Here is a 20,723-nt window from a genome sequence, read left to right as displayed (position 1 = left end):
CATCCGGCACGGCCTTCGCGCCGACCATCGTCTGCCCCTCTGTGGCGGACAGGGTGGGTCAAGTCCCCGCTCGCGCCCAGGCGGAGGTGCAGAGGAACCTGCAGCAATTGGAGAATCAGATTGCTGAGGCGAATCGGCGGCTGGCGACCTCGGCGGGGCAGGGTGGCCCCAACTTCGTGCAGAACGCGATCCTTGGCCCGCTGCGGGACAAGCGGGTAGCCGCCATCCAGCGGATCCAGATCGCCTTCCAGCGTGTCGGCGCCCAGCCACCGGCCGGCCTGGAGGGCCTGGCCACCTGCGCTGTGCAGGATGACGGGACCGGGAACAACGACGGGGACCAGAACGACGGGGACCAGAACGACGGGGACCAGAACGACGGGGACCAGAACGACGGGGACCAGAACGACGGGGACCAGAACGACGGGGACCAGAACGACGGGGACCAGAACAACGGGGACCAGAACAACGGTGGTGCCGCCGGCCAGATCGTCTGCCCCTCTGTGGCGAACAGGCTGGGTCAAGTCCCCGCTCGCGCCCAGGCGGAGGTGCAGAGGAACCTGCAGCAATTGGAGAACCAGATTGCTGAGGCGAATCAGCGGCTGGCGACCTCGGCGGGGCAGGGTGGCCCCAACTTCGTGCAGAACGCGATCCTTGGCCCGCTGCGGGACAAGCGGGTAGCCGCCATCCAGCGGATCCAGATCGCCTTCCAGCGTGTCGGCGCCCAGCCACCGGCCGGTCTGCAGGGCCTGGCCACCTGCCAGCTTGGTAATGGCGACCCCGGGAACGGCAACAACGACGGCAACGACGGGAACGACGGGAACGACGGCAACGGTGGGGACCAAGCCAGGGGGCCCGTCCCGGAGGACTTCGTCGACATCCGTTCGGTGCAGCCGAACGTGAGAACCCCCCGCACACAGCAGAACGGATCCAGGGGAACCTTCAGCGTGGACTGTGGGCGCAACGAGGGGCGGATCTTCAACTCTGACAACGTCATCGTGGCGCCCGGCGTGCCCAACGGTGCGCAGCACACGCACGACTACGTGGGGAACGAGTCCACCAACCACCGGTCCACCAATGAGAGCCTGGCAGCGGCCGGCACCACCTGCCGCAACGGTGACAGGTCCACGCACTACTGGCCCGTGCTGAGGGCGCTGGGTCAGCAGGAGTTCGACGCCAACCAGCGAGGTGGCGGGCTCGACCTGAACGTCGGCAAGATCCTCACCCCGGTTTCGGTGCAGATCACTTTCAAGGGCAACCCGTCCAGCAAGGTAGTGCCGGCTCCGCGCTTCCTCCGCATCATCACCGGTAACGCCCGGGTCGGCGGGGCCGAACCCAACGCCGGGTGGACCTGCACCGGCTTTGAGAATCGCCAGTTGACGGACAAATACCCGCTCTGCCCGCGAGGTAGCAGGCTCGTGCGGATCTTCGACTTCCAGAGTTGCTGGGACGGCGCCAACATCGACAGCGCCAACCACCGGACCCACGTCACCTTCCCGCAGGCCGACGGTAGCTGCCCGCAGGGCTTCCAGCCCATCCCGGCACTGGAACACCGGCTCGTCTACAACGTGCCGCAGGGCCCCAACTTCGCCGTCGACGGCTTCCCTGAGGAGCTGCACAAGCCGATCACCGATCACAGCGACTTCATCAACGTGATGACGGAGGAGCAGATGCAGCAGATCGTCGACTGCATCAACAGCGGCAGGCGCTGCCGCTGACTCGAATGAAGCAGGGTTCCGCATAGAAGAGGAGGCTCGGTACGGCCAGGCGACTGGCCGCGCCGACCTCGTACGCGGCCTATCAGGAAGTGGCCGGATCCGGCGGTGAACTACGACCATGGCGCCCGCGTATCGCTAAGAGGAAGGCCAAATCAGCTATGGGAAAGGGCGAGATCGTGGCTGGCTTCTCCCACCCGCGATGCGCTCGGGGCGCCGCGCCAGAGACTGCGGCGCGGGTGACCGGCGTCGTCATGAGGCGCGATTACGGAGGCATCGTCCTGTCGCTGCTGGCCATCGCCGCGGCGCTCGCGCTCACCGGATGCGGCGTGCAGGCCGAGGCGAAGAGCGGGCCGAAGCCGGCGGTGAGCACCGCCGGCTCCAGCGAGAAGACTCCACGGACCTATACCGTTCAGCAGTTGGCGGCCGCCATCGGCTGCACGGCCGAGATCACCCTCAAGGCCATGGATTACCGGCAGGGGGAATGCACGCGCGACGGGGTCGCCTATGTGTTCCTCGACTTCGATACGGCCGAAGGCCAGCGCGAGTGGCTTGACTACGCCGAGATGTACGGTGGCGTCTACCTTGTGGGCGATCGATGGGCGCTGGCGGCCGAGTCCAAGTCCTTCATGCAGGAATTGAGCAGGAAATTCGGGGGTACGGTCGAAGAACGTGGCCCTGACGGCTCCGCCCCGTCCCCGAGCTCCTACTGATGCATGTCGACGTCGCCTCCGCTCGCAAAAATCACGCGATGGCCGTCGCCGTTTCCCGACGCCACGCCTGTGACCAGGTCAAACCCGTCTGCTTTGATCAAGCCCGGAGCTGGCGGCTGATGGAGGGGTCGGTGATGGCGGTGTCGTTCGCCAGGAGGAAAGCCTTGCTGAGGATGAGCGCCAACCGGCCGTCCTCCTCGAATGGCAGGAACAGTCCGGCGTGGGGGTCGCCTGCGGAGACGATGCACAGGTAGGCGTCGTTGGGTTCCATCAGGATGTTCGCTGATCCCAGGTGGATCTTGTAGGTGCGTAGATCGCCCCGAACCACCAGGAAGCGGTCGGTTATGGTGCACCGGTCGGCGATAGCCGTACGTCCGATCAATCGAGACAGCGCGTCGCGGCGCACCTCGGCCGAGGGCGGCAGCGCCGCGAAAGAGCTGGTCCGCCAGTAATCCTGCAGCCGGTCCGGCCCGTGGTCGGCCCACCGGGGATCGACCATGATCGAGGTGACGGCCACGAACAGGTCGACGTCCCGCATGGCCTCGCTGAACACCAGCGCCGGGACCTCCGCCAACGGCGCCTGGTCCCACCGGCCCTCGGCCAGCCGGTGGAAGCGGACCTGGTCGGTGACCGCGTAGCCCTCGTCGTACAGGCCGTGGCTCAGTGTCACCCGCCACCGTCCGCCCGCCATCACCCGCTGGGCGTCCCCCTCGTGGCCGCCGTCCCACTGCCCCAGGAAGTCGGAGGCCCAGCCCCGATCCTTGAACAGCGCACGGAGCCTGCGGTAGTCCACCACGTGCCCGGCGAACCGATTGGAGTAGGTGCCGGTCGCCTCCTCGGCGGGGGTGAGCAAGTAGATTTCGCGGAAGGCCTGCTTGAACGGCTGGCGCAGCTCCTTGCCCTGCACCACCTCCCGCCAGGTGCGCACCTCCTCCTGGGACGCGCGGGCCGGATGCCACAGCCGCACCGGCAGGTCCGGCACGGTCAACCCCAGCTCGCCGCGCCACACGCCGGGCGAGACCTCGAACTCCCAGATCAGCCGATCGGTGACCGAGCGACCCTCCAACTGCCGGTACGGCGGAACCGTCTCGCCGGCGTACCCGGCTTCCAGTGCCCTGATCAGGGTGGCCTGCTGCTGCCGGGTCTGCTTGGCCAGCTCGCGCAGCCGCTTGACCTCGTCGGGGTGCTCCCGCCTGACCGCGGCCGGGACCGCCTTCAGTTTCTTGTCCCCGTGCCACCACGACAGCTCGACCACGCCGTCGGTCGAGATCACCGCCGTGTGCTCGCCGACGGCCTGCCGTACCCGCCCGTCGGGCAGCCGGAACGCCACCTCCAGCCGGTTGGCCAGGGCGGGCTCGATGCGCTTGAACTTGCGGTCCAGTTGCTTCGACACCCCGGCGTGCCGGGTGGCCCGGCGGGCGGCGCGCAGCGCGGAGATCGCCTCGGGAGTCGGGTGCTCCTCCGCCGCGCGGGCGATCTCGAACAGCACTCCTTGCGAGGGCAGGGTCTTGGCCTGGGTGGGCGCCACCGCGATCCCGCGCAGCAGCCTGTCCAGCAGCTCGGGCAGCCAGGGTTCGTCCCGGAAGAGCGCCAGCCGGACGGCGCGGCCGATGGCCGCCTTCTCCCCGTCCTCGAACGCCTTCTCCGCTTTGTAGGGAATCTCGCCGGCGTGGATCGCCGCGACGCGGGCCTCGGCCATCTCCAGAGCCGTCCGGGCGAAGTCCAGGTAGCCGGGCAGGCCGCTGAGCCATTCGACCACGCCGGGCAGCTGCGGGGTGCCGTATGGCGGTTCCCGCACCGCCTCGGCGAACAGCGCCCGCCGCTCCACGTCCCAGCCGAGCAGCACTTCCATCTCGGCGACCGCGATCGGCCCGCGCACTTCGGCGTGCCGGGAGCGCACTTCGGCGTCCATGCCCGCCAGCCCCGCCGCCACCAGCACGGAGAAGGGTTCGCCCGATCGTCTGTCGTCCTGCAGCAGGAATTCGACCAGCTCGCGGGCCGGTGTGACCATCCGCTGCCTGACCTGCTCGTCGAGCGCGTACCGCGCCGCTATCGAGCTGCCGACGCCGGCCTGGACCTGCGCGACCAGCCCGACGCTCAGCTGGGAGGCTTCGGGCCAGTAGCTGGGATCGTTCGCGGTCCCGGTGAGCAGATTGAACAGGCGCTGCGCGAGGGGGGAGAGGTGCATGCCGATGGTTCCTGTCAGAGGTGGATCTGGCGGGCGATGGACGGGTCGGTGATGGTGGCGTCGGCGGCCAGGAGGAACGCCTTGGACAGAACGATCGACAACATGCCACCGTCCTCCTCGAAGGGCAGGAAGACCCGATCGCCGGTGCCGCGGGGGACGATGCACAGATAGGCGTCGTTGGGCTCCATGAGGATGTTGCCCGAGCCGAGATGGATCTTGTACGTGCGCAGGGTCGCCACGGACAAGCAGGAACCGGTCTTCCAGGGAGCAGCGGTCGGCGATGGTCAGGCGGGGCAGCAACCTGGTCAGGGCGTCGCGCCGGACCTCGGCGGTTCCGGTCAGGTCGCCGAAACTGTAGGACTGCCAGTATTCGCCGGTGCCGTTGGGGTCCAGGCCGGTGGAGGTGACGCCGACGGCCAGGTCAGCGTCGCGCAGCGCTTCCGACAGGATGAGCGGCGGCACTTCGGCCAGCAGGATTGTCTCGCCGGCGGAGGTGAAGCGGAGGTCGCCGCTGACGCAGATGGAGGCGGTGTTGCCGTAGCCGTCGCGTTCGTAGGAGTGCTCGTCCAGGTGGAAGTCCCAGGCGGCGGTCAGGCCGTCGGGCAGCTCCTTGGTGGCGGTGCACCAGCCGGACCCTCCGGCGCCGTCCCAGTGGCCCAGGGTCATGCCGGTCCAGCCACGCCCGGTCAGCAGCGCCTTGGCCTGGCCGTACCGGAGCAGGTGGTCGAACAGGCCGAGGTGCTGCGTGCCCTGGCCGGGGGCGACGAGCCCTGACCGGCTCGAGATGATGACCAGGTTATGTACCGGTGAGGCCGAACTCACAGCTTCCCCGCCTCATGACCGGTGCCGCTCGCGGAAGGCGGCCAGAAGCCGGTCGCGGGTGCCGGCGGACAGCTTCTCCGGGGTTTCGCGGTCCCCCCGAGGCAGGTCGCCGAGGGCGCCGATGGTCGCGCGGAACTGCTCGACGTAGCGCGCACACCCCTCGCAGCAGGTCAGATGGGTCTGTACGCCGTCGCGCTCCTGCCGGTCGAGGGCGTCATCGAAGTAGGCGGTGATGAGTTCCACCAGTTCATCGCAGGTGAACCGCTTCACGACGTCGAACCGCCCTTATCTCTGAGAATGAACCGTTTCACTTATTGTGGCCGCTGAACGGACCGGATGGGGGTACGCGAGCTATTCTGGCTGCTTCACGGCCTCGAAGTAGTCCGCGAGCCGATCGCGCACCGTGGCGCGGGCACGATGCAGCAGGACCCGCTGGTTGGCCGGGGAGATCTCCAGGAGCGCGCACACCTCGTCGGAGGTGCATCCCTCGACGTCGCGCAGGGTGATCACGATGCGCTGCCGCGGCGGCAATCTGGCCAGGGCGGCGGCGATCAGCTTGCGCACCTCCGACGCCAGCGCCTCGCTCTCGGGCGTCGGCCAGAGCGCGGGGGGCTCCTGCCAGCCGCCCGGCGGCACCGGGCTCGCGGTGAACCCCGCCTCCTGGTCGAAAGAGCTCCACGGCAGCGTGCGGCTCTCGCGCACGACGCGCTTCTTCGCGGTGTTGATCAGAATGCGGTAAATCCAGGTCTTGACCGAGGAGCGGCCCTCGAAGCCGTCGATCCCGCCGATCACCGCCAGCCAGGTGTCCTGGACGATCTCCTCCGCGGAGTGGTCGGTGGACACGTAGGATCTCGCCACCCGCAGCATGCCCTGGGACCAGGTGTCGAGCAGCACCGCGAACATCGCCTCATCGCCGGCGCGCAGGGCTGTGACGACGACGTCATCCGGGGGTAGCCCTCCGCCCGTGAAAGACCCCACAATCTCTTCCCCTCCGGTCGAGCGCTGGGACGACACCGCCCCAGGCTAATCTCTCCCTCCGACGTTTCCGTGGCGCCGCCGGGGCCCGGCCGCGTTGTGCGTATTCTCGGAGGGCATGTCCCGGCGAATCGGTGAGGAGCATCCATGCGGCGCTCGGAAAGGCTGCTCTACGCGGCGAACGGGGTCGATCTCCGGGTCGCGGACGTCGAGCTGACCGGTGGCGGGCATGTGGAGCGGCCCTTCGTCCGCACGCCTCCGGCCGCCGGAGCGGTGGTCTTCCATGGCGGCCGGGTCTTACTACTGTGGCGGCACCGTCTCATCACCGACACGTGGGGATGGGAGATCCCGCTCGGCGAGATCGGCCCGGACGAAGAGCCCGAGCAGGCCGCGGCCCGCCACGTGGAGGAACAGACCGGCTGGCGGCCGGGGCCCCTGCTGCCGTTGATCCGGACCCGCCCGGGCGGCGACGTCGCCGACTGCGACCACCTGATCTTCGTCGCCCACCAGGCATCCCCCGGGGCCGCACCGGCCGCCGGCGCGGATGGGGAGCGGGCCGAGTGGCAGCCGACGCTGGACATCCAGCGGCTGATCGGCGAGCAGGCCATCACCTCGGCGACCACCTCGGCGGCCCTGCTGCATTTCCTGGCCGACCTCCTGCGGGCCCGCCCATCACATTAGGCGGGGCCTGAGGCGGGCGGCCCGCTCACGCGACCTCGTACCCCATCCATGATCGCGCCTTTGACCGCGAACAAGCGCACAAGCCGTGCCGCAGCGGCACACGCATCGGGCGCTATCGCGCCGCTGGAGGACTTGCAGCGGTCCGCCAGTGAGCTTCAAGAGCGCCCGCTTAGCCTCGTGCCCCATGCGAAGAGTGGGGGCGGCGCTGACGGCGCTGCTGGTTCTGACAGGGTGTGCCCGAGAGGCCGCCGACACCGTGGTGGAACGCCCGAAGGGCGCGCCGTCCCCGGCCGTCTCGGGAACGTCCGATGCCGTGAGCGGGCTGCTGGACGCGCTGGCGGACGTCTCTGGCGAGGGACCCGCCGCCGCGTACGTCGAATACGGCGAACCGGCCTGGTGGCGCGGCCTCGGCGTCAGCGGCGGCTCCGGCGACGGCCGCCGCTGGCTGCCTGCGGCCGGTTCCGGCCTCGGGAGCCTGGCCCACGCCTCGGCGCTACTGCCGAAGGCCACCGGCATGACGCCCGAGGCGGGCACGCGGGCGATCTCGATCGGCGTGCCACCGAAGCAGGCGTTCCGGTTCGACGGCGGCGTCGATGCGAGCGCCGTACGGGCGAAGCTCACCGCCCTCGGAGCCAAGCCCCGCCACCTGGGCGGCCACGACGGGCTCTCCTTCGCCCCGGGCGCCGAGATCAACCTCTCCCGCACGATCGTCCCGGGGGTGACCAACCAGCTCAACCAGGTCGTAGTCACCGACGCCATGGTGGCGACGGCCTCGGCCCCCGGGCCGCTGGCGGCCGTCATGGGAGGCAGGCCCTCGCTGGCCGACAGCCCGGATCACGCCGCCGTGGCCGCCTGCCTCGGCGATGTCGCCGCCGCCACGATCATGGCCTCGCCGGCGGCCGGCGCCGTCACGCTGTACGGCGTGGGGCTGCGCCGCCCGGCCACCCTGAACGACCGGCCGGTCAACGTGATCTGCGTGTTGCCCGCCGCGTCCGCCGCCGCCGACGTCGAACAGGCGCTGACGACCCGGCTCACTCCAGCGGGGAGCACGCGCAACGGCGGTACGTACGGCGAGCACGCACCGGAGATCGCCCACGATCGGGTCCCGTCCGGCGGGCGCACGGTGCTGCGGGCAGCCCTGACGCTGAACGACAAGACAGACGTGCTGTTCGCCAACCGGCTGCTGTACCAGGGCGAGCTGGAGGCGCTGACCGCCCCGTCCCGGCCAGGCGCCCCCGCGCAGGCGGTCGCCCCGTCCCGGTCCGGCACCCCCGCACAGGCGTTCGCCCCAGGCCCGTCCTGACCGGCTGCCCGCCGTAGGGGGACCTGGCGCGTGCCGCGGCTGGGGAGGGTCCGGCTGCGGCCCGCGCCGTCGCCCTCCCCACCACCGCACAGATTCCTGTCTCCGGATGTACGGCAAGGCCGGGCTCCCGCTCTCGCCGACCCATCGGTGCAGCGCATGGGGGATGGTCGCCGCGACCGCCGGGCCGGCGCCTGATCGAAGCCTGGCAAGCGATATCGGCGCTACCGCGAGGGCTGATCTGGGGGTGATTTATCCCTCAGGTGGTGCCAAAGCGGTGCGATCATTTCACAATGAGGGTCTGCCTAAGGGGGCAGATCGGGGGGTGCTGTGGCGTTACGGGTGGCGATCGTGGGCGGGGGGCTCGGCGGGCTGGCGACGGCGCTTCACCTGCGCCGGGCCGGCGTGGACGCCGTCGTGTACGAGCAGGCGCCGGTGCTGCGCGAGGTCGGTGCCGGGGTGATGATCGCGCCGAACATGGTGCGGCTCATCAGGCGTCTCGGCTTGGGGGACGCCCTTGCCCGGTGCGCGGTCTGGCTGGAGGCGGCGTGGGAGTACCGGCGGTGGGAGGACGGGGAGGTCCTCTACTCGCAGCCGATGGGAGAGGCGTGCGAGCGGATGTACGGCGCCAATCTGCACACCGCGCACCGCGCGGACCTGCTCGCGATGTTCCAGAGCGCGCTGCCCGCGGAGACCGTTCGCCTCGATCACCGTTTCGTGGCGCTCGACCAGGACGACGCGGAGGTCCAGTTGACCTTCGCGCATCGGACGGGCGGCGTGACGAAGGTGCGCGCCGATGCGGTGATCGGAGCCGACGGCATTCATTCGGCCGTCAGACCGTTGATCGTGACCGAGGTGGAGCCGCACTTCTGCCGCCTGAGCGCCTTCCGCGCGCTGATACCCGTAGAGAAGGCGCCCGAGCACGCACAGCGGAAGGTTCAGTCGATCTGGCTCGGCCCCGGGCGGCACGTCGTGCACTATCCCGTGTCGGGCGGGCGGCTGGTGAACGTCGTCGCCATCGTGCCGGCCGGTGAATGGCTTCTCGAGTCGTGGACGGCGGACGGCGATCTGTCCGACTTCGCTGTCGAGTTCGAGACCTGGGACGAGAGGGTGCGGCAGTTGGTGGCCGCCGCTCCGAGCACGAAGCGATGGGCGCTCTACGACCGCAGCCCGCTCGAGCGGTGGACGAGCGGCCGCGTCACCCTGCTCGGGGACGCCGCGCACGCCATGCTGCCGTTCTTCGCCCAAGGGGCCGGGCAGGCGATGGAGGACGCCGCCGTCCTGGCCCGCTGCCTGCGCGAGTCCGACCGCGATTCGGTGCCGAAAGCGCTGTTGTCGTACGAGGAGACTCGCCGGCCGCGTGCCGGCAAGGTGCAGCTGATGAGCCGGGGCCGGGCGGAGTACAACCACATGCCGGACGGGCCCGCGCAACGCGAACGCGACGCCGGACTGCGCGACGGGGACATCCTCCGGCACAACGCCTGGCTGTACTCCTACGACGTGGACGCCGAGCCCCAGCCGCGCTGAGGCCAGGTCCCGGCCCTGCTGACACGTGCCGGGCCCCGGTCCGCGGAACGCGACCGGCGCCGGGGCGTCCGGACCGACGGCCTCGCCGGCCTGTCAGAGTTGGCCGGTGAAGACCTGCAGGAGCAGGCCGGTCGTGCCGACGGCAATGCCGAGGAGGCCGCCCAGCAGGAGGGAACGGGCGCCCGAGCGGCGGGTTCGGGCGGGGTCGAGGGTGAGGCCGATCCCGGTGAGGGCCACGGTGATCAAGAAGCTGCCGGCCCACGACAGCGCCGGGAGCCAGGACGCCGGGATCGCGCCGGTGGCGGCAAGCGCCGAAGCGGCCACGAATGCCACGATGAACAGCGGGAACGCGCGCAGGAGGCCGGCGCGGCCGGGCGGGCGCGCGGCGGGCGCGCGGCGGTCGCTCCTGTGCCGCCACGCGTGCAGGGCCAGGCAGATCGGCACGATCATCAGGCTGCGCGCCAGCTTGACCACCACGGCGTGCTGGCCGGCCTCGCTCCCGTACGAGTACGCGGCGGCCACCACCGAGGACGTGTCGTTGATCGCCGTGCCCGCCCACAGCCCGAAGCCCTGCGGCGACAGCCCGAGGAGGCGGCCGAGCAGGGGATAGACCAGTACGGCCAGCACGTTGAACGTGAAGATCGTGCCCATGGCCTGGGCCACGCGCTCCTGGGCCGGGCGTGCGACGGCCGCGACGGCCGCGATCGCGGAGGCGCCGCAGACGCCGGTGCCCACTCCGATGAGCAGGCGCGTCTCGGGGTGCAGGCGCAGCAGTCCGCCCAGGAGCCACGCCCCGGCGAGGGCGATGCCGAGCGTGCCCAGGGTGACGGGGAGCGCCGCACCTCCCACCCCCAGCACCTCGGTCAGCGGCAGCCCGAGGCCCATGACCACGATCGCCGCCTGCAGCACGTGCCGGCCGGCCACGGCCGATCCCGGACGGCAACGCTCGAAGGCCGCCGGCTCCGAGCGGCGCAGCGCCCAGCCCGCTGCCACTCCGGCCAGGATCCCGAACACCGGGCCGCCGACCAGCGGGACGAGCGAACCGAGCCCCGTCGCGAGGGCCGCGAGCGAAACGGCGAGCGCGAGACCAGGAATCACACCTCGATGGCCCATGCCGTCTCCTTTCGCCTAGGACCACGATCAGCGCAGCGGGCCGACCTCGGTAGAGAGGAAATCCCGAGAACCCCATAAGCTGGACTTATGCCTCTGCCGCCGGGAACTCCGGACTTGGACGTCCTCGACCTCCTGGTATCGGTCGCCGAGACCGGTAGCCTCGGTCAGGCCGCGCAGCGGCACGGGATCAGCCAGCCGGCCGCCAGCATGCGGATCACCGCGCTGGAGCGGCGGCTGCGGTTGGTGCTGCTGGAGCGCGGACCCACCGGATCACGGCTGACGACCTCGGGCGCGGCGGTGGTGACCTGGGCGCTGCCGGTCCTGGACGCGGCGCGGGCGCTCGTCGACGGCGTCACCGCGCTGCACACGGAGGGCACGGGCAGGCTGCGGGTCGCCGCGTCGATGACGATCGCCGATCACCGCGTCCCGGGATGGCTCGTCGCCTTGCGCGCGCGCTCGCCCGAGGTGCGGGTCGCGCTGCAGGTCGGCAACTCGGAGCACGTCGCGTCCCTGGTGCAGGGCGGCTCGGCGGACCTCGGATTCGTGGAGGGACCGGGCGCCCCTCGCGGTCTGCGCAGCCGGGTGATCGAGTCCGATGAACTTGTCGCAGTGGTGGCGGTGGGGCACCCGTGGGCCCGGCGGCGTGGCCGGCTGTCCATGGCCACGCTGGCCGGCACACCCTTGATCATGCGCGAGCCGGGCTCGGGGACACGTGAGGCGGTGTGGAGAGTGCTGAGCGGCGTGCGGGAGCCGGCTCCCCCCGCCGCCGAGCTCGGCTCCACGGCGGCGATCAAGGCCGCGGTCGTGGCGGGGGAGGCGCCGGCGGTGCTCAGCCGCCTCGTGGTACGGGGCGAGCTCGAGGACGGGCGGCTCGTCGCGGTGCCGCTCGACGCCGATCCGGCACTGTTGCGCAGGTGGTTCCGGGCGGTGTGGCGTCCGGAGGCGCCGCCGTCCGGCCCCGGTGCGGCCCTGCTCGCCATCGCCGTCCGCCGCTGAGCCCCGTCCGCTGTCGCCGGTGATCGTGGACGTACGGCGAGCGCGCCGGATGCCGGCGACTGCCGGACCGCGCCGGGTAAGGGGCGGATCACGCGGATCTTCAGGTGTCCCGGTTCGTCCGGTTCCTGGAGTGGGCGGCTGTCCCGGTTCGTCCGGTTCCTGGAGTGGGTGGCGCCTATTGCTTAGAGCGCTTACATAGCCAATCCAAGAGGCGTTTGTACCGGTGACGCTCACGCTGCGCTCTGGCGGCTTGTGTGGCTGCAGTTCGCTCCGCTTCTGTCCGCTCCTTCAGTGCGCGCACCACTCGGGTTGCAGTCAAATCAATGTCAGCGATGAATCATGCGGGGTTGCCGAGGCGAAGGCCCGGCAACTCCGCGCTTTGTTTCGCGTGCGACGTCGTGACCTGGAGGTGAGGGCAATGGCAGACCTGGCGCAGGAGTACCCACTTGAGAATCAGCGGGATCTCCTCTTGCGTTTTAAGGTTGCTCGATGCAATCCCGGCTGACTACCGAGCTCACGAATTGCTGCGTCGACATCCGATCGCGCTGGGCAGCATGGTCATCCGCCACGTCAACGCCTCCGTCGAGGCGGCGCGTGCCGGTTACAGGAGCGCCGCCGTCGATCTGAAGGATCATCTGCCGCCGCATGTTCTGTCGCAGGTTTTCCGCTGTTGATGCGAATTTTTTTGCCGCTATTGGCGGGGCATGGAATACTTCGGCCCCACCCGGCAGGCCAGGCGTCTGGGCGGGGGGCGAGGTGGGAACTTTCGGATGCGGTGCCTCGTCACCGCTGCGTCCATTGGGTCTGTTTCGGACGTGCAGGCGGCTCGATCACAACGCGTTCGGTCGGCGGGCGTAGGCGGGGGCGTGTTCGGGGCGGGGGCCGAAGGCGATCAGCTTGGAGGGGATGCGGCGGAAGGCGGGGAAGAGGCGAGCCGCCATGACGATCGGCTTGGGCGGGCCGACCCGCTTGCCGGCGAAGGCGGGGGCGAACATGACGCGGTGCAGCAGCAGTTGGAAGCGCTGGACCAGGACGGTCGGCCGCCAGCGGCGCTTTTGCACCTTGGCCAGGTCAGCGGTCGTCAGGGTGCCGTTCTGGAGGGGCTCGGCCAGGAGGGTGGCGGCGGCCACGGCGTCCTGGATGGCCAGGTTGATGCCCATGCCGCCGGCGGGTGACATGGCGTGCGCGGCGTCGCCGATGAGGAGCAGGCCGTCAATGTGCCAGCGGGGGAGGCGATTGAGCTTGACGTCGAGCAGGTGCAGGTCGTCCATGCTGCGGATGTGCTCGACGCGGTCGGCGTACTGGGGCAGCAGTTGGGCGATCTTCTGGCGGAAGCGCTCGACGCCTTCGGCGCGAAGCCGGGGGTCGACGCCCTTTCTGGTGAAGTAGGCGATCTGGTAGAAGTCCTCCCGGGTGAAGCTGAGGGCGATCTGGTCGCCGTTGAACTCGCCGACGAGCCGGGCGAGCTGGTCCTGCTCGTCGGCGTGTCGCGGCAGCCGGAACCACCAGGTGTCGAAGGGGACGGGGTACTCCTTCGGGGAAAGGCCGGCCTCCTGGCGCAGGGTGGAGTGGCGGCCGTCGCATGCCACGGTGAGGTCGGCGCGGATCTCGCCTTCCTCGCCGTCATGGGTGCGGTAGCGCACGCCGGCCACCTTGCCGTTCTCCTTGATCAAACCGGTGGCGGCGGTGTTCATCCGCAGCGTGAACGACGGTTCCTTGGCGGCTTCGCCGGCCAGGAAGTCGAGCAGGTCCCACTGGGGGATCATCGCGATGTAGTTGTAGGGCGCGGGCAGCGCGGCGAACTCGCTCAGCTGCACCCGGCCGCCGTCGGGCAGTGGCGCTTCCAGGTCTCCCAGCCGGTTCTGCGGCAGCTCCCGGAACTTCTCGCCCAGACCCAGCTCATCCATGAGCTGCACGGTGGAGGCGTGCACGGTGTCACCGCGGAAGTCGCGCAGGAAGTCGCCGTGCTTTTCCAGCACTGTCACCTGGATGCCGCCTCGGGCCAGCAGCAGGCCGAGCACCATGCCGGCAGGGCCGCCTCCGCTGATGACCACAGTTGTCTTTTCGGTCATGGTTCGGGCCTTTCTCCAGGAGATCGAATGACCTCGTTGCAGAGACAATATTTGAGACAGTGCCAGATGTCTAGTAGTCTTAAGTTTCATGACGATGGACATGTTGCAAGACCTGGTAGAGGCGGCCGTCCGGGCGGCCAGACAACGCGGCCAGGACGTCGCCGAGGTGCCGCTGACCGCTATCGCCGCAGCCGCGGGCGTCTCCCGTAGCACCCTGCTGCGCCGACTGAACGGTTCGCGCGCCACCCTCGATGAGGCCGTGCGCGCAGCGGGCATCGACCCTGGCGGCCGACTGCCGGTGCGGGAGCGCGCCATCGAGGCCGCAGGCCGCCTGATCGGCGAACGTGGACTCGGCGCGCTCACCCTGGACGCGGTCGCCGCCGCGGCCGACTGCTCCCTGCCCACCCTGCACACGGTGTTCCAGGGCCGAGACGGCCTGCTGGCCGCGGTCTTCGACCGCTATAGCCCCGTGCTGGACGTGGAGGCGCTGGCCGCGGACCCGCCCGAGCACATCGAGGAGACCATCCGCGGCATCTACCGAGCGTTGATCGCCACGTTCGGCCAGGAGCCACGGGTCATGCCGGCGCTGTTCGCCGATGTCCTCGCCCGCCCCGCCGGCCCGGCCCGGCAGATCCTCGAACAAGCGACACCGCGCATGCTGCAGGGCGTCGGCACGCTGCTGTCCCGCGAGATAGCGGAGGGTCGCCTACGCGATCTTCCCATCGCCCTGCTCATTCAGATGATGATCGGGCCGCTGGTCCTGCACATGCTGCTCCGCCCTGTCCTGGAGGCATCTATCGGCCCGGACCTGCCGCCGATCGAGGAATCCGCCGCCGTGTTCGCCGCCGCCTTCCTCCGCGCCGTCACGCAATGAACCGTCTCCCCCGGATTCGGCGCATGCCGCGGCCGCAACCTGTTCGACAGCCTTGCGTTTAAGGTTGCTCTCTCGAGGTTGATCACGATTGGGTGGCGGAGCGGCACGCCGGTGTGACACGAGGACGCCATCGTCGATCTTCTGTTCTGCGAAGAATCAAAGATCCAAAACGATGGCCGTGGGGTCCAGTATGACGGTTACGCCGCTGGGTACGGGAGTGGCATCGACGAGAAGTTCCGAGGCCATCGACAGGCTGCGGGAGTTCCGGGCAGGCTGGTACGACTGCTTGACCAGCCGCAAGGACGCGTTGTTCGAGCTCACCGACGCGGTGTTATCGGCGCCGATGATCACTTCGCTGCCGTATCTGAGTCTGGAGCCGGTCTTTCGCCGCAGTTGGGGCAGCTTGTATGACGGGCTGGCCGCGGGCCGCATCGATGATGATCGCGTGCCGGAGTTGCTGGTGGCGGCGGGGCCGAGGGATTGGCCGTTGACGTTCGCGATCGATGCCAGCACCCATCCGCGCCCATATGCCGAGACCAGCCCCGGGACGGGAGTGGCATCACCTGTCCGGGCCGGGCGGGATGGATGGCGGGGTGCCCGGCTGGGCCTGGCAGCATGTCACCCAGCTCAACCTTGATCACGATTCGTGGGTCGCGCCAATGGACGCCGTCCGGGTTGCCACCGGGGGTCCGGCCCAGACGCTGGCCGCGGTCGGGCAGATCCGCGCCCTGGCCGGGTGCCTGCGCGCGGCCGGACGCACCGGGCGCAAGCTATTCGTCCACGATGCCGGTTACGACCTGGCGGTGCTGGCCTACGAGCTGCATGGTGAGGCCGATGTGAACGGCGAGCACACGGCCCGCTGCACCGACCTGCCCGCCGACACCCATCACCGGTTGTGCGGGGTGCACACGGTCAGCGGCAACGACGACATCGAGTTGCTGGTCCGCATCCGCAACGACCGGCTGCTGTATCGTGACCCACCGCCGCGCGAGCCGGGCAACGCCGGCCGTGCCGGACGTCCCCGCCGCCACGGCGAACCCTTCTCCTGCGCCCGCCCCGACACTCATGGCGAGCCCGACCAGCAACTGACCCTCCACGATGGGCTTTACGGCCAGGTCACCGTCACCGCCTGGGGTGGCCTGCACCCCAAGCTGGACAAGAAGGACCACTTCGCCCACCGGGCCGAAACGCCGATCCTGTCCGGCACGGTCATCTGCGTCCAGGTGGAACGGCTGCCCGGCGGTCGACGTGCCACCCCTAAGCCGATGTGGCTGTTCTGGTCCGGCCAAGGCATCCCTGACCTGGAACGATGCTGGAGATCATATCTCCGCAGGTTCGACATCGAGCACTACCTGAAATTCCTCAAGAGCGTGCTCGGCTGGACCCATATGGCGCTGCGCCATCCCGAACAGGCGATGCGCTGGACCTGGACCCTGCTGGCCGCCTACACCCAGCTCCTGCTCGCCCGCCACCACGCCCAAGATCAACGCTACCCTTGGGAACGGCGCCACCACCGCAGACTATCTCCGGGACGAGTCCGCAGGGATTTCCCCCGACTGCTGATCACCTTGGGCACTCCCGCTACCCCACCGAAATCCTCCACGGCCGGTCCTGGACGCCCCAAGGGCCGTACCAGCACCCCAGCTCCACGCCACCCAGCACTCAAGAAGTCAGCTTGATCACCTTAAATCGCAAGTCTCCTGGTCGAGCACCGAATCGAATATCTGTTCCATGGGCTCTGGGTGGAGAGCGGTAACGCCGACGAGGTGTGCGAGCTTCTTCGGGTGGACCCTGATTCGCGCCGGGAGTGCGGCCTCGAGATGGCGACGGAGACATTCCAGAGCTCGTCCGAGGAGATGGTCTGGGCAGGCGCGCACGCGCCCGGGTGGACGCACATCCTCGCCTCCGGCCTCTACCCGTACCATCCCGCCATACGGAACCTGGGAAAGCGGCGCGTCCTTGAGATTCGCTACAACGACCACCTCAGGGACCTCGAACCGGTGAACCTCTACTACGACGGAGAATATGTCGGAGACGTTACCCCGCCGTACGAGGAAGGCGGGTATATGGAACTCCCCGACTACCGGCCGTACGCGAGCGGGATCGCGCTCGGCGGTCCTCACGACCTCGGACGGTGCCTGCACCTCATGTTGTGCATGGTCGGCCGGATCACCGGGCGTTTCCTCGACCGGAAATGGTTCACCGCGACCCGGGCCCTCCACCGGATTCCCGAGGGGACCTGGCAAGAGTCCTGGTGAAGCCGGAGGAGGAGGGCGTTGAGCGTGGCGGACCCGAGACCGGCCAGGTTCTGGTGTTGTGGCCGCCGCCGCCTCACTGCGGGAGGCGATCGTGACCTATCAAGGGCCAGACGCATCTGGCGTGGCCGAAATCAACTTGTACTTCTTGCACCAGGCGGCGGTCACCGGGTCACCCCCACGGGCGTGGGGAGCGCTGCCCCGGACCCTGACCACTGGGCCGGACCGACGGGTCACCCCCACGTGGGGGTGAGCCGCCGTTCCACCCGCACCTCCTGTCCGCGTCCCGCGTGGAGGTGAGCCGATCAAAGAGACGATGATCAAGGCGGGCTGGCGCCGGTTCCCGCGCCGGGGGCCGGAGATGTAGGCCCGGCTCATAGGGCCCGTTCAAGGGCCGTACCACCAGTTTGTGGTGGGTGGAGGCAGGAGCGGTGCGGCGGGAGATCTACATTGACGTGCCGCGCGTCGGGGAACCGACGACCGGGCGGGACGTGGTCGCCGCCGGAGCGTACGCGATGTGGATCCACGGGGCGGGCATGAGTACCGGCGCGGCAGTGGCCACATCGTGCGGGCGCGTGCGGGACGGCGGCCGTTCCTACTGGAGGCCCTGCGAGCAGTCTTCGGCTGACGAGGTCTCCGAGCTAAAGGTTTGGTCGCACCGGTTAGGGCTGAGGTGGGCCAGGCGAGCGAGGCAGAGGGCAGCAAATGTAGCTGACTCCCCGCGAGGTCGATGTAAGCGGCTGCTCCCGGAGGACAGTCGTACCCATGCCGGGTTCAGTACGAAGTCGAGCCTCCCGGGGAAGAGCCGAAACGTCCCCCGGTTCTTGCCTATTTCTGATTTCAACCGTGAGACCACGGGCTCCGGCGAAGGAGACGTTTCCCGTTTCCCGCACCGGAGCGCGATTCTTGTCAGCGGTCAGCGTTGTTCAACTCAGGTGACAGGAAACCCCCTTGGGGCTGAAAGCCTCGTACGGGCCGGCTGTCGTGGTCTTCTTCAATTTTCCGTCAATGTACATCTTCTTGGTGATCGTGTACCGCTTCTTTATTCCCTGCGGGTAAGCTCGGTATACCTGTCCACCCTTGGTGAACGGCCGGGAATTGCACTGCGCCGTCACCGTCACCGAAGTGCCTTCACTCCAGCCGAGCTGAGCGGCAACTGCCCCGCGTGACATGTTCAGACCGAGTTGAATGGTGCGCGTGACGGAGAATGATTTTGAGATCGAGCAGGTGCCGCCGACTCCGGCGGAGCAGCTTGCCAGTACTTTGTTGAAGTTCACCGCAGCCGTATAGGTCCTCGACACATTGACCGTATGTTTGAACTTCGGGATTCCTGGGATCGGTTCAGCGGCTGCGCTGGGCGCCGCGAAGACGCTGAGCGCCATGGGAACGAGAGCGCCGGCCAGCGCGGTTACCCATCGTCGCGTTCGGGCCACGGGAAATCCTCTCTTCCGGGACTATGTGCGTATGCCCGATAGTCCTTGTCCGACAGTTCCGGCCTGACAACCTCTGTCTGATAGCCGAACCTGCATGTTCGGGATGCCACGCTAGACGAGGCCGGTATATCGCCGGTATGTCGCAGTCGAGCGCCGTCGCCTCACGCCGCGCCGCTGAGGATCGCGCGAGACTTGGCGGCGATGGCGGTGAAGCTGCTCGGCGGTGGCGAGCTGGCGAAGGCCGAGGCGACGGCACGGGTGGGCCTGCTGCATGTAGAGCTGGCGATAGACCCCGTCACGCTCGCTCGCCAGGGCCCGGATCTCAGCCGTGAGGTCCGGGTCTTTGTCGTCTCTCCCAACCGACCCATGATTCATGGGTCGGCCATGATCGAACCAATGATCAAACCAATGAGGGTTGGCTTCCGTCCCAACTTCGACCCATGAAATCCCATTGAAAAGCTACGAAGGACTGCAGTCGATTACCAGCCGATACCAAAACCGCGCCGGGCAAGGAGTGATCATGCGATCTTCCGGTGCCCGGTTTCCAGAGCGGGTGGCGCGCACAAAAGTGGGCCGCGCCAGTGCTGGGGGGAGACTGGCGCGGCCCATCGCCGGGGGAACCATCCCATGCCCTGGAGGTGGCCGGCGAGATCAGGGGGATCTAGTGGTTGAACTGCTCTTCCTCGGTGGAGCCGCGCAGCGCGGTGGTCGAGGAGTCGGGTGCGACGGCGGTGCTGACGAGGTCGAAGTAGCCGGTGCCGACCTCACGCTGGTGCCGGGTGGCGGTGTAACCGCGCGCCTCGGCGGCGAACTCGGCCTCCTGGAGTTCCACGTAGGCCGTCATGCCGTCCGACGCGTAACCCTGCGCGAGGTCGAACATCCCGTAGTTCAGGGAGTGGAACCCGGCGAGGGTGATGAACTGGAACTTGTACCCCATGTGCCCCAGCTCTCGCTGGAACTTGGCGATCGTGGAGTCGTCCAGGTGCTTCTTCCAGTTGAACGACGGCGAGCAGTTGTAGGCGAGTAGCTGGTCCGGGTACTGAGCCTTGATCGCCTCGGCGAACTCGCGGGCCACGTCCAGGTCCGGCGTGCCGGTCTCCATCCAGAGCAGGTCGGAGTACGGCGCGTAGGCCAGGCCGCGCGCGATGCACGCCTGGATGCCGTTCCTGACCCGGTAGAAGCCCTCGGCGGTGCGCTCGCCGGTGGTGAACTCCTGGTCGCGCGGGTCCACGTCGCTGGTCAGGAGCGTCGCGGCCTGTGCGTCGGTCCGCGCGATGATCAGCGTGGGGACGCCGCAGACGTCCGCGGCGAGGCGGGCGGCGTTCAGGGTCTTGATGTGCTGGCCGGTCGGGATCAGCACCTTGCCGCCCAGGTGGCCGCACTTCTTCTCGGAGGCGAGCTGGTCCTCCCAGTGCACGCCCGCGGCACCGGCCGCGATCATGCCCTTCATCAGCTCGAAGGCGTTCAGCACCCCGCCGAACCCGGCCTCGGCGTCGGCCACGATCGGCGCCAGCCAATGCGGGCTCTCGATGCCCTCCGACCAGGTGATCTGGTCGGCGCGCAGCAGCGCGTTGTTGATGCGGCGCACCACGGCGGGCACGGAGTTGGCCGGGTACAGGCTCTGGTCCGGGTACGTCTGCCCGCCCAGGTTCGCGTCCGCGGCGACCTGCCAGCCGGACAGATAGATGGCCTTCAGCCCTGCCTTCACCTGCTGCACGGCCTGGTTGCCGGTCAGGGCGCCGAGGGCGTTGACGTAGTCCTCGGTGTGCACCAGGTCCCACAGCCGCTCGGCGCCGAGCCGGGCCAGCGTGTGCTCCTCCTGGACGCTGCCGCGCAGCCTGATCACCTCTTCGGCGCCATAGGTGCGCTCGACGCCCTCCCAGCGAGGGTCGCCCTCCCACTCGTCTCGCAGCTGCTCCGCAGCTCCCTTGAGGCGATCGATCATGTTCACTCCTTGTGTCGTCCCCTGGGTGCTTACGCCGAGTTTCTGCCCTGGGCGCTCGCCCCCATAGACGGAATCATGGAGAAGATTCGCGAAAGTTTCCGTTATGTCCATTACTGG

At 69.0% G+C, this 20,723-nt stretch carries 19 protein-coding genes; 11 read left to right on the top strand and 8 right to left on the bottom strand.

Features of this window, described 5'->3' with window-relative positions; genetic code table 11:
• Window positions 1-107: 107 nt before the first annotated feature.
• Window positions 108-1,715 carry a DUF1996 domain-containing protein gene (locus tag ACTMTI_RS16845; RefSeq protein WP_441121289.1) on the top strand — a complete coding sequence of 536 codons (1,608 nt, stop codon included), beginning with the start codon at window positions 108-110 and terminating at the stop codon, window positions 1,713-1,715.
• A 236-nt stretch (window positions 1,716-1,951) separates the two neighbouring features.
• Entirely contained in the window at window positions 1,952-2,425 is a 474-nt protein-coding gene (locus ACTMTI_RS16840; RefSeq protein WP_441121288.1) for a hypothetical protein, read from the top strand.
• Between the two features lie 97 nt (window positions 2,426-2,522).
• On the opposite strand, the gene ACTMTI_RS16835 is transcribed toward ACTMTI_RS16840, so the two are convergent.
• The 3 genes from ACTMTI_RS16835 to ACTMTI_RS16825 form a co-directional block, all read right to left on the bottom strand.
• Entirely contained in the window at window positions 2,523-5,435 is a 2,913-nt protein-coding gene (locus ACTMTI_RS16835; protein ID WP_441121287.1) for a DUF4132 domain-containing protein, read from the bottom strand.
• 12 nt (window positions 5,436-5,447) lie between these two features.
• Window positions 5,448-5,705, bottom strand: a complete 258-nt coding sequence (locus tag ACTMTI_RS16830; RefSeq protein ID WP_441121286.1) for an anti-sigma factor family protein — start codon at window positions 5,703-5,705, stop codon at window positions 5,448-5,450.
• A gap of 81 nt (window positions 5,706-5,786) precedes the next feature.
• Entirely contained in the window at window positions 5,787-6,413 is a 627-nt protein-coding gene (locus ACTMTI_RS16825; protein WP_441121285.1) for an RNA polymerase sigma factor, read from the bottom strand.
• Window positions 6,414-6,557: 144 nt separating this feature from the next.
• Between ACTMTI_RS16825 and ACTMTI_RS16820 the strand changes: the two genes are divergently transcribed.
• From ACTMTI_RS16820 to ACTMTI_RS16810, 3 genes are all read left to right on the top strand, one after another.
• Complete coding sequence (locus ACTMTI_RS16820; protein WP_441121284.1) at window positions 6,558-7,091, top strand: NUDIX hydrolase; 534 nt, start codon at window positions 6,558-6,560, stop codon at window positions 7,089-7,091.
• Window positions 7,092-7,275: 184 nt separating this feature from the next.
• Window positions 7,276-8,394: a hypothetical protein gene (locus ACTMTI_RS16815; protein WP_441121283.1), complete on the top strand. Its 1,119-nt coding sequence runs from the start codon at window positions 7,276-7,278 to the stop codon at window positions 8,392-8,394.
• A gap of 327 nt (window positions 8,395-8,721) precedes the next feature.
• Complete coding sequence (locus ACTMTI_RS16810) at window positions 8,722-9,918, top strand: FAD-dependent monooxygenase (protein WP_441121282.1); 1,197 nt, start codon at window positions 8,722-8,724, stop codon at window positions 9,916-9,918.
• A gap of 93 nt (window positions 9,919-10,011) precedes the next feature.
• On the opposite strand, the gene ACTMTI_RS16805 is transcribed toward ACTMTI_RS16810, so the two are convergent.
• Window positions 10,012-11,031 carry a YeiH family protein gene (locus ACTMTI_RS16805; RefSeq protein ID WP_441121281.1) on the bottom strand — a complete coding sequence of 340 codons (1,020 nt, stop codon included), beginning with the start codon at window positions 11,029-11,031 and terminating at the stop codon, window positions 10,012-10,014.
• Between the two features lie 87 nt (window positions 11,032-11,118).
• Between ACTMTI_RS16805 and ACTMTI_RS16800 the strand changes: the two genes are divergently transcribed.
• Window positions 11,119-12,027, top strand: a complete 909-nt coding sequence (locus ACTMTI_RS16800) for a LysR family transcriptional regulator (RefSeq protein WP_441121280.1) — start codon at window positions 11,119-11,121, stop codon at window positions 12,025-12,027.
• A gap of 482 nt (window positions 12,028-12,509) precedes the next feature.
• Window positions 12,510-12,701: a hypothetical protein gene (locus ACTMTI_RS16795; protein ID WP_441121279.1), complete on the top strand. Its 192-nt coding sequence runs from the start codon at window positions 12,510-12,512 to the stop codon at window positions 12,699-12,701.
• Between the two features lie 156 nt (window positions 12,702-12,857).
• Here the strand turns inward: ACTMTI_RS16795 and ACTMTI_RS16790 are convergent, their stop codons facing one another.
• Window positions 12,858-14,099 (bottom strand): FAD-dependent oxidoreductase, encoded by a 1,242-nt coding sequence (locus ACTMTI_RS16790; protein ID WP_441121278.1) that lies wholly within the window; start codon window positions 14,097-14,099, stop codon window positions 12,858-12,860.
• Between the two features lie 94 nt (window positions 14,100-14,193).
• Here ACTMTI_RS16790 and ACTMTI_RS16785 point away from each other — a divergent pair, with 94 nt between their 5' ends.
• A complete protein-coding gene (locus tag ACTMTI_RS16785) occupies window positions 14,194-14,973 on the top strand; it encodes a TetR/AcrR family transcriptional regulator (RefSeq protein WP_441121277.1) in 780 nt (259 codons plus the stop codon).
• A gap of 156 nt (window positions 14,974-15,129) precedes the next feature.
• Here the strand turns inward: ACTMTI_RS16785 and ACTMTI_RS16780 are convergent, their stop codons facing one another.
• Window positions 15,130-15,486: a hypothetical protein gene (locus ACTMTI_RS16780; RefSeq protein WP_441121276.1), complete on the bottom strand. Its 357-nt coding sequence runs from the start codon at window positions 15,484-15,486 to the stop codon at window positions 15,130-15,132.
• A 14-nt stretch (window positions 15,487-15,500) separates the two neighbouring features.
• Between ACTMTI_RS16780 and ACTMTI_RS16775 the strand changes: the two genes are divergently transcribed.
• Window positions 15,501-16,652 carry a hypothetical protein gene (locus ACTMTI_RS16775; protein WP_441121275.1) on the top strand — a complete coding sequence of 384 codons (1,152 nt, stop codon included), beginning with the start codon at window positions 15,501-15,503 and terminating at the stop codon, window positions 16,650-16,652.
• A 141-nt stretch (window positions 16,653-16,793) separates the two neighbouring features.
• Window positions 16,794-17,231 carry a hypothetical protein gene (locus ACTMTI_RS16770; protein WP_441121274.1) on the top strand — a complete coding sequence of 146 codons (438 nt, stop codon included), beginning with the start codon at window positions 16,794-16,796 and terminating at the stop codon, window positions 17,229-17,231.
• Window positions 17,232-18,154: 923 nt separating this feature from the next.
• Here the strand turns inward: ACTMTI_RS16770 and ACTMTI_RS16765 are convergent.
• Window positions 18,155-18,610, bottom strand: coding sequence for a hypothetical protein (locus ACTMTI_RS16765; RefSeq protein ID WP_441121273.1), 456 nt, complete (start codon window positions 18,608-18,610; stop codon window positions 18,155-18,157).
• A 252-nt stretch (window positions 18,611-18,862) separates the two neighbouring features.
• On the opposite strand from ACTMTI_RS16765, the gene ACTMTI_RS16760 reads away from it, so the two are divergent.
• Window positions 18,863-19,105, top strand: a complete 243-nt coding sequence (locus ACTMTI_RS16760; RefSeq protein ID WP_441121272.1) for a hypothetical protein — start codon at window positions 18,863-18,865, stop codon at window positions 19,103-19,105.
• 217 nt (window positions 19,106-19,322) lie between these two features.
• Here ACTMTI_RS16760 and aceA read toward each other — a convergent pair whose 3' ends face one another.
• Window positions 19,323-20,606: an isocitrate lyase gene (aceA, locus tag ACTMTI_RS16755; RefSeq protein WP_441121271.1), complete on the bottom strand. Its 1,284-nt coding sequence runs from the start codon at window positions 20,604-20,606 to the stop codon at window positions 19,323-19,325.
• Window positions 20,607-20,723 lie beyond the last annotated feature (117 nt).

It is taken from the genome of Nonomuraea sp. H19 (genome assembly GCF_052068215.1).
Classification (GTDB): domain Bacteria; phylum Actinomycetota; class Actinomycetes; order Streptosporangiales; family Streptosporangiaceae; genus Nonomuraea.
This window is presented reverse-complemented; position numbering and strand designations above follow the sequence as displayed.

What these genes read in the sequence shown, in the direction of transcription:
- ACTMTI_RS16820 (WP_441121284.1), top strand. Translation starts at nt 6,558, where the DNA reads ATGCGGCGCTCGGAAAGGCTGCTCTACGCGGCGAACGGGGTCGATCTC.
- ACTMTI_RS16815 (WP_441121283.1), top strand. Translation starts at nt 7,276, where the DNA reads ATGCGAAGAGTGGGGGCGGCGCTGACGGCGCTGCTGGTTCTGACAGGG.
- ACTMTI_RS16805 (WP_441121281.1), bottom strand. Translation starts at nt 11,031, where the DNA reads ATGGGCCATCGAGGTGTGATTCCTGGTCTCGCGCTCGCCGTTTCGCTC.
- ACTMTI_RS16800 (WP_441121280.1), top strand. Translation starts at nt 11,119, where the DNA reads ATGCCTCTGCCGCCGGGAACTCCGGACTTGGACGTCCTCGACCTCCTG.
- ACTMTI_RS16790 (WP_441121278.1), bottom strand. Translation starts at nt 14,099, where the DNA reads ATGACCGAAAAGACAACTGTGGTCATCAGCGGAGGCGGCCCTGCCGGC.
- ACTMTI_RS16785 (WP_441121277.1), top strand. Translation starts at nt 14,194, where the DNA reads ATGGACATGTTGCAAGACCTGGTAGAGGCGGCCGTCCGGGCGGCCAGA.
- ACTMTI_RS16775 (WP_441121275.1), top strand. Translation starts at nt 15,501, where the DNA reads ATGCCGAGACCAGCCCCGGGACGGGAGTGGCATCACCTGTCCGGGCCG.
- ACTMTI_RS16770 (WP_441121274.1), top strand. Translation starts at nt 16,794, where the DNA reads ATGGCGACGGAGACATTCCAGAGCTCGTCCGAGGAGATGGTCTGGGCA.
- ACTMTI_RS16765 (WP_441121273.1), bottom strand. Translation starts at nt 18,610, where the DNA reads ATGGCGCTCAGCGTCTTCGCGGCGCCCAGCGCAGCCGCTGAACCGATC.
- ACTMTI_RS16760 (WP_441121272.1), top strand. Translation starts at nt 18,863, where the DNA reads ATGGCGGTGAAGCTGCTCGGCGGTGGCGAGCTGGCGAAGGCCGAGGCG.
- aceA (WP_441121271.1), bottom strand. Translation starts at nt 20,606, where the DNA reads ATGATCGATCGCCTCAAGGGAGCTGCGGAGCAGCTGCGAGACGAGTGG.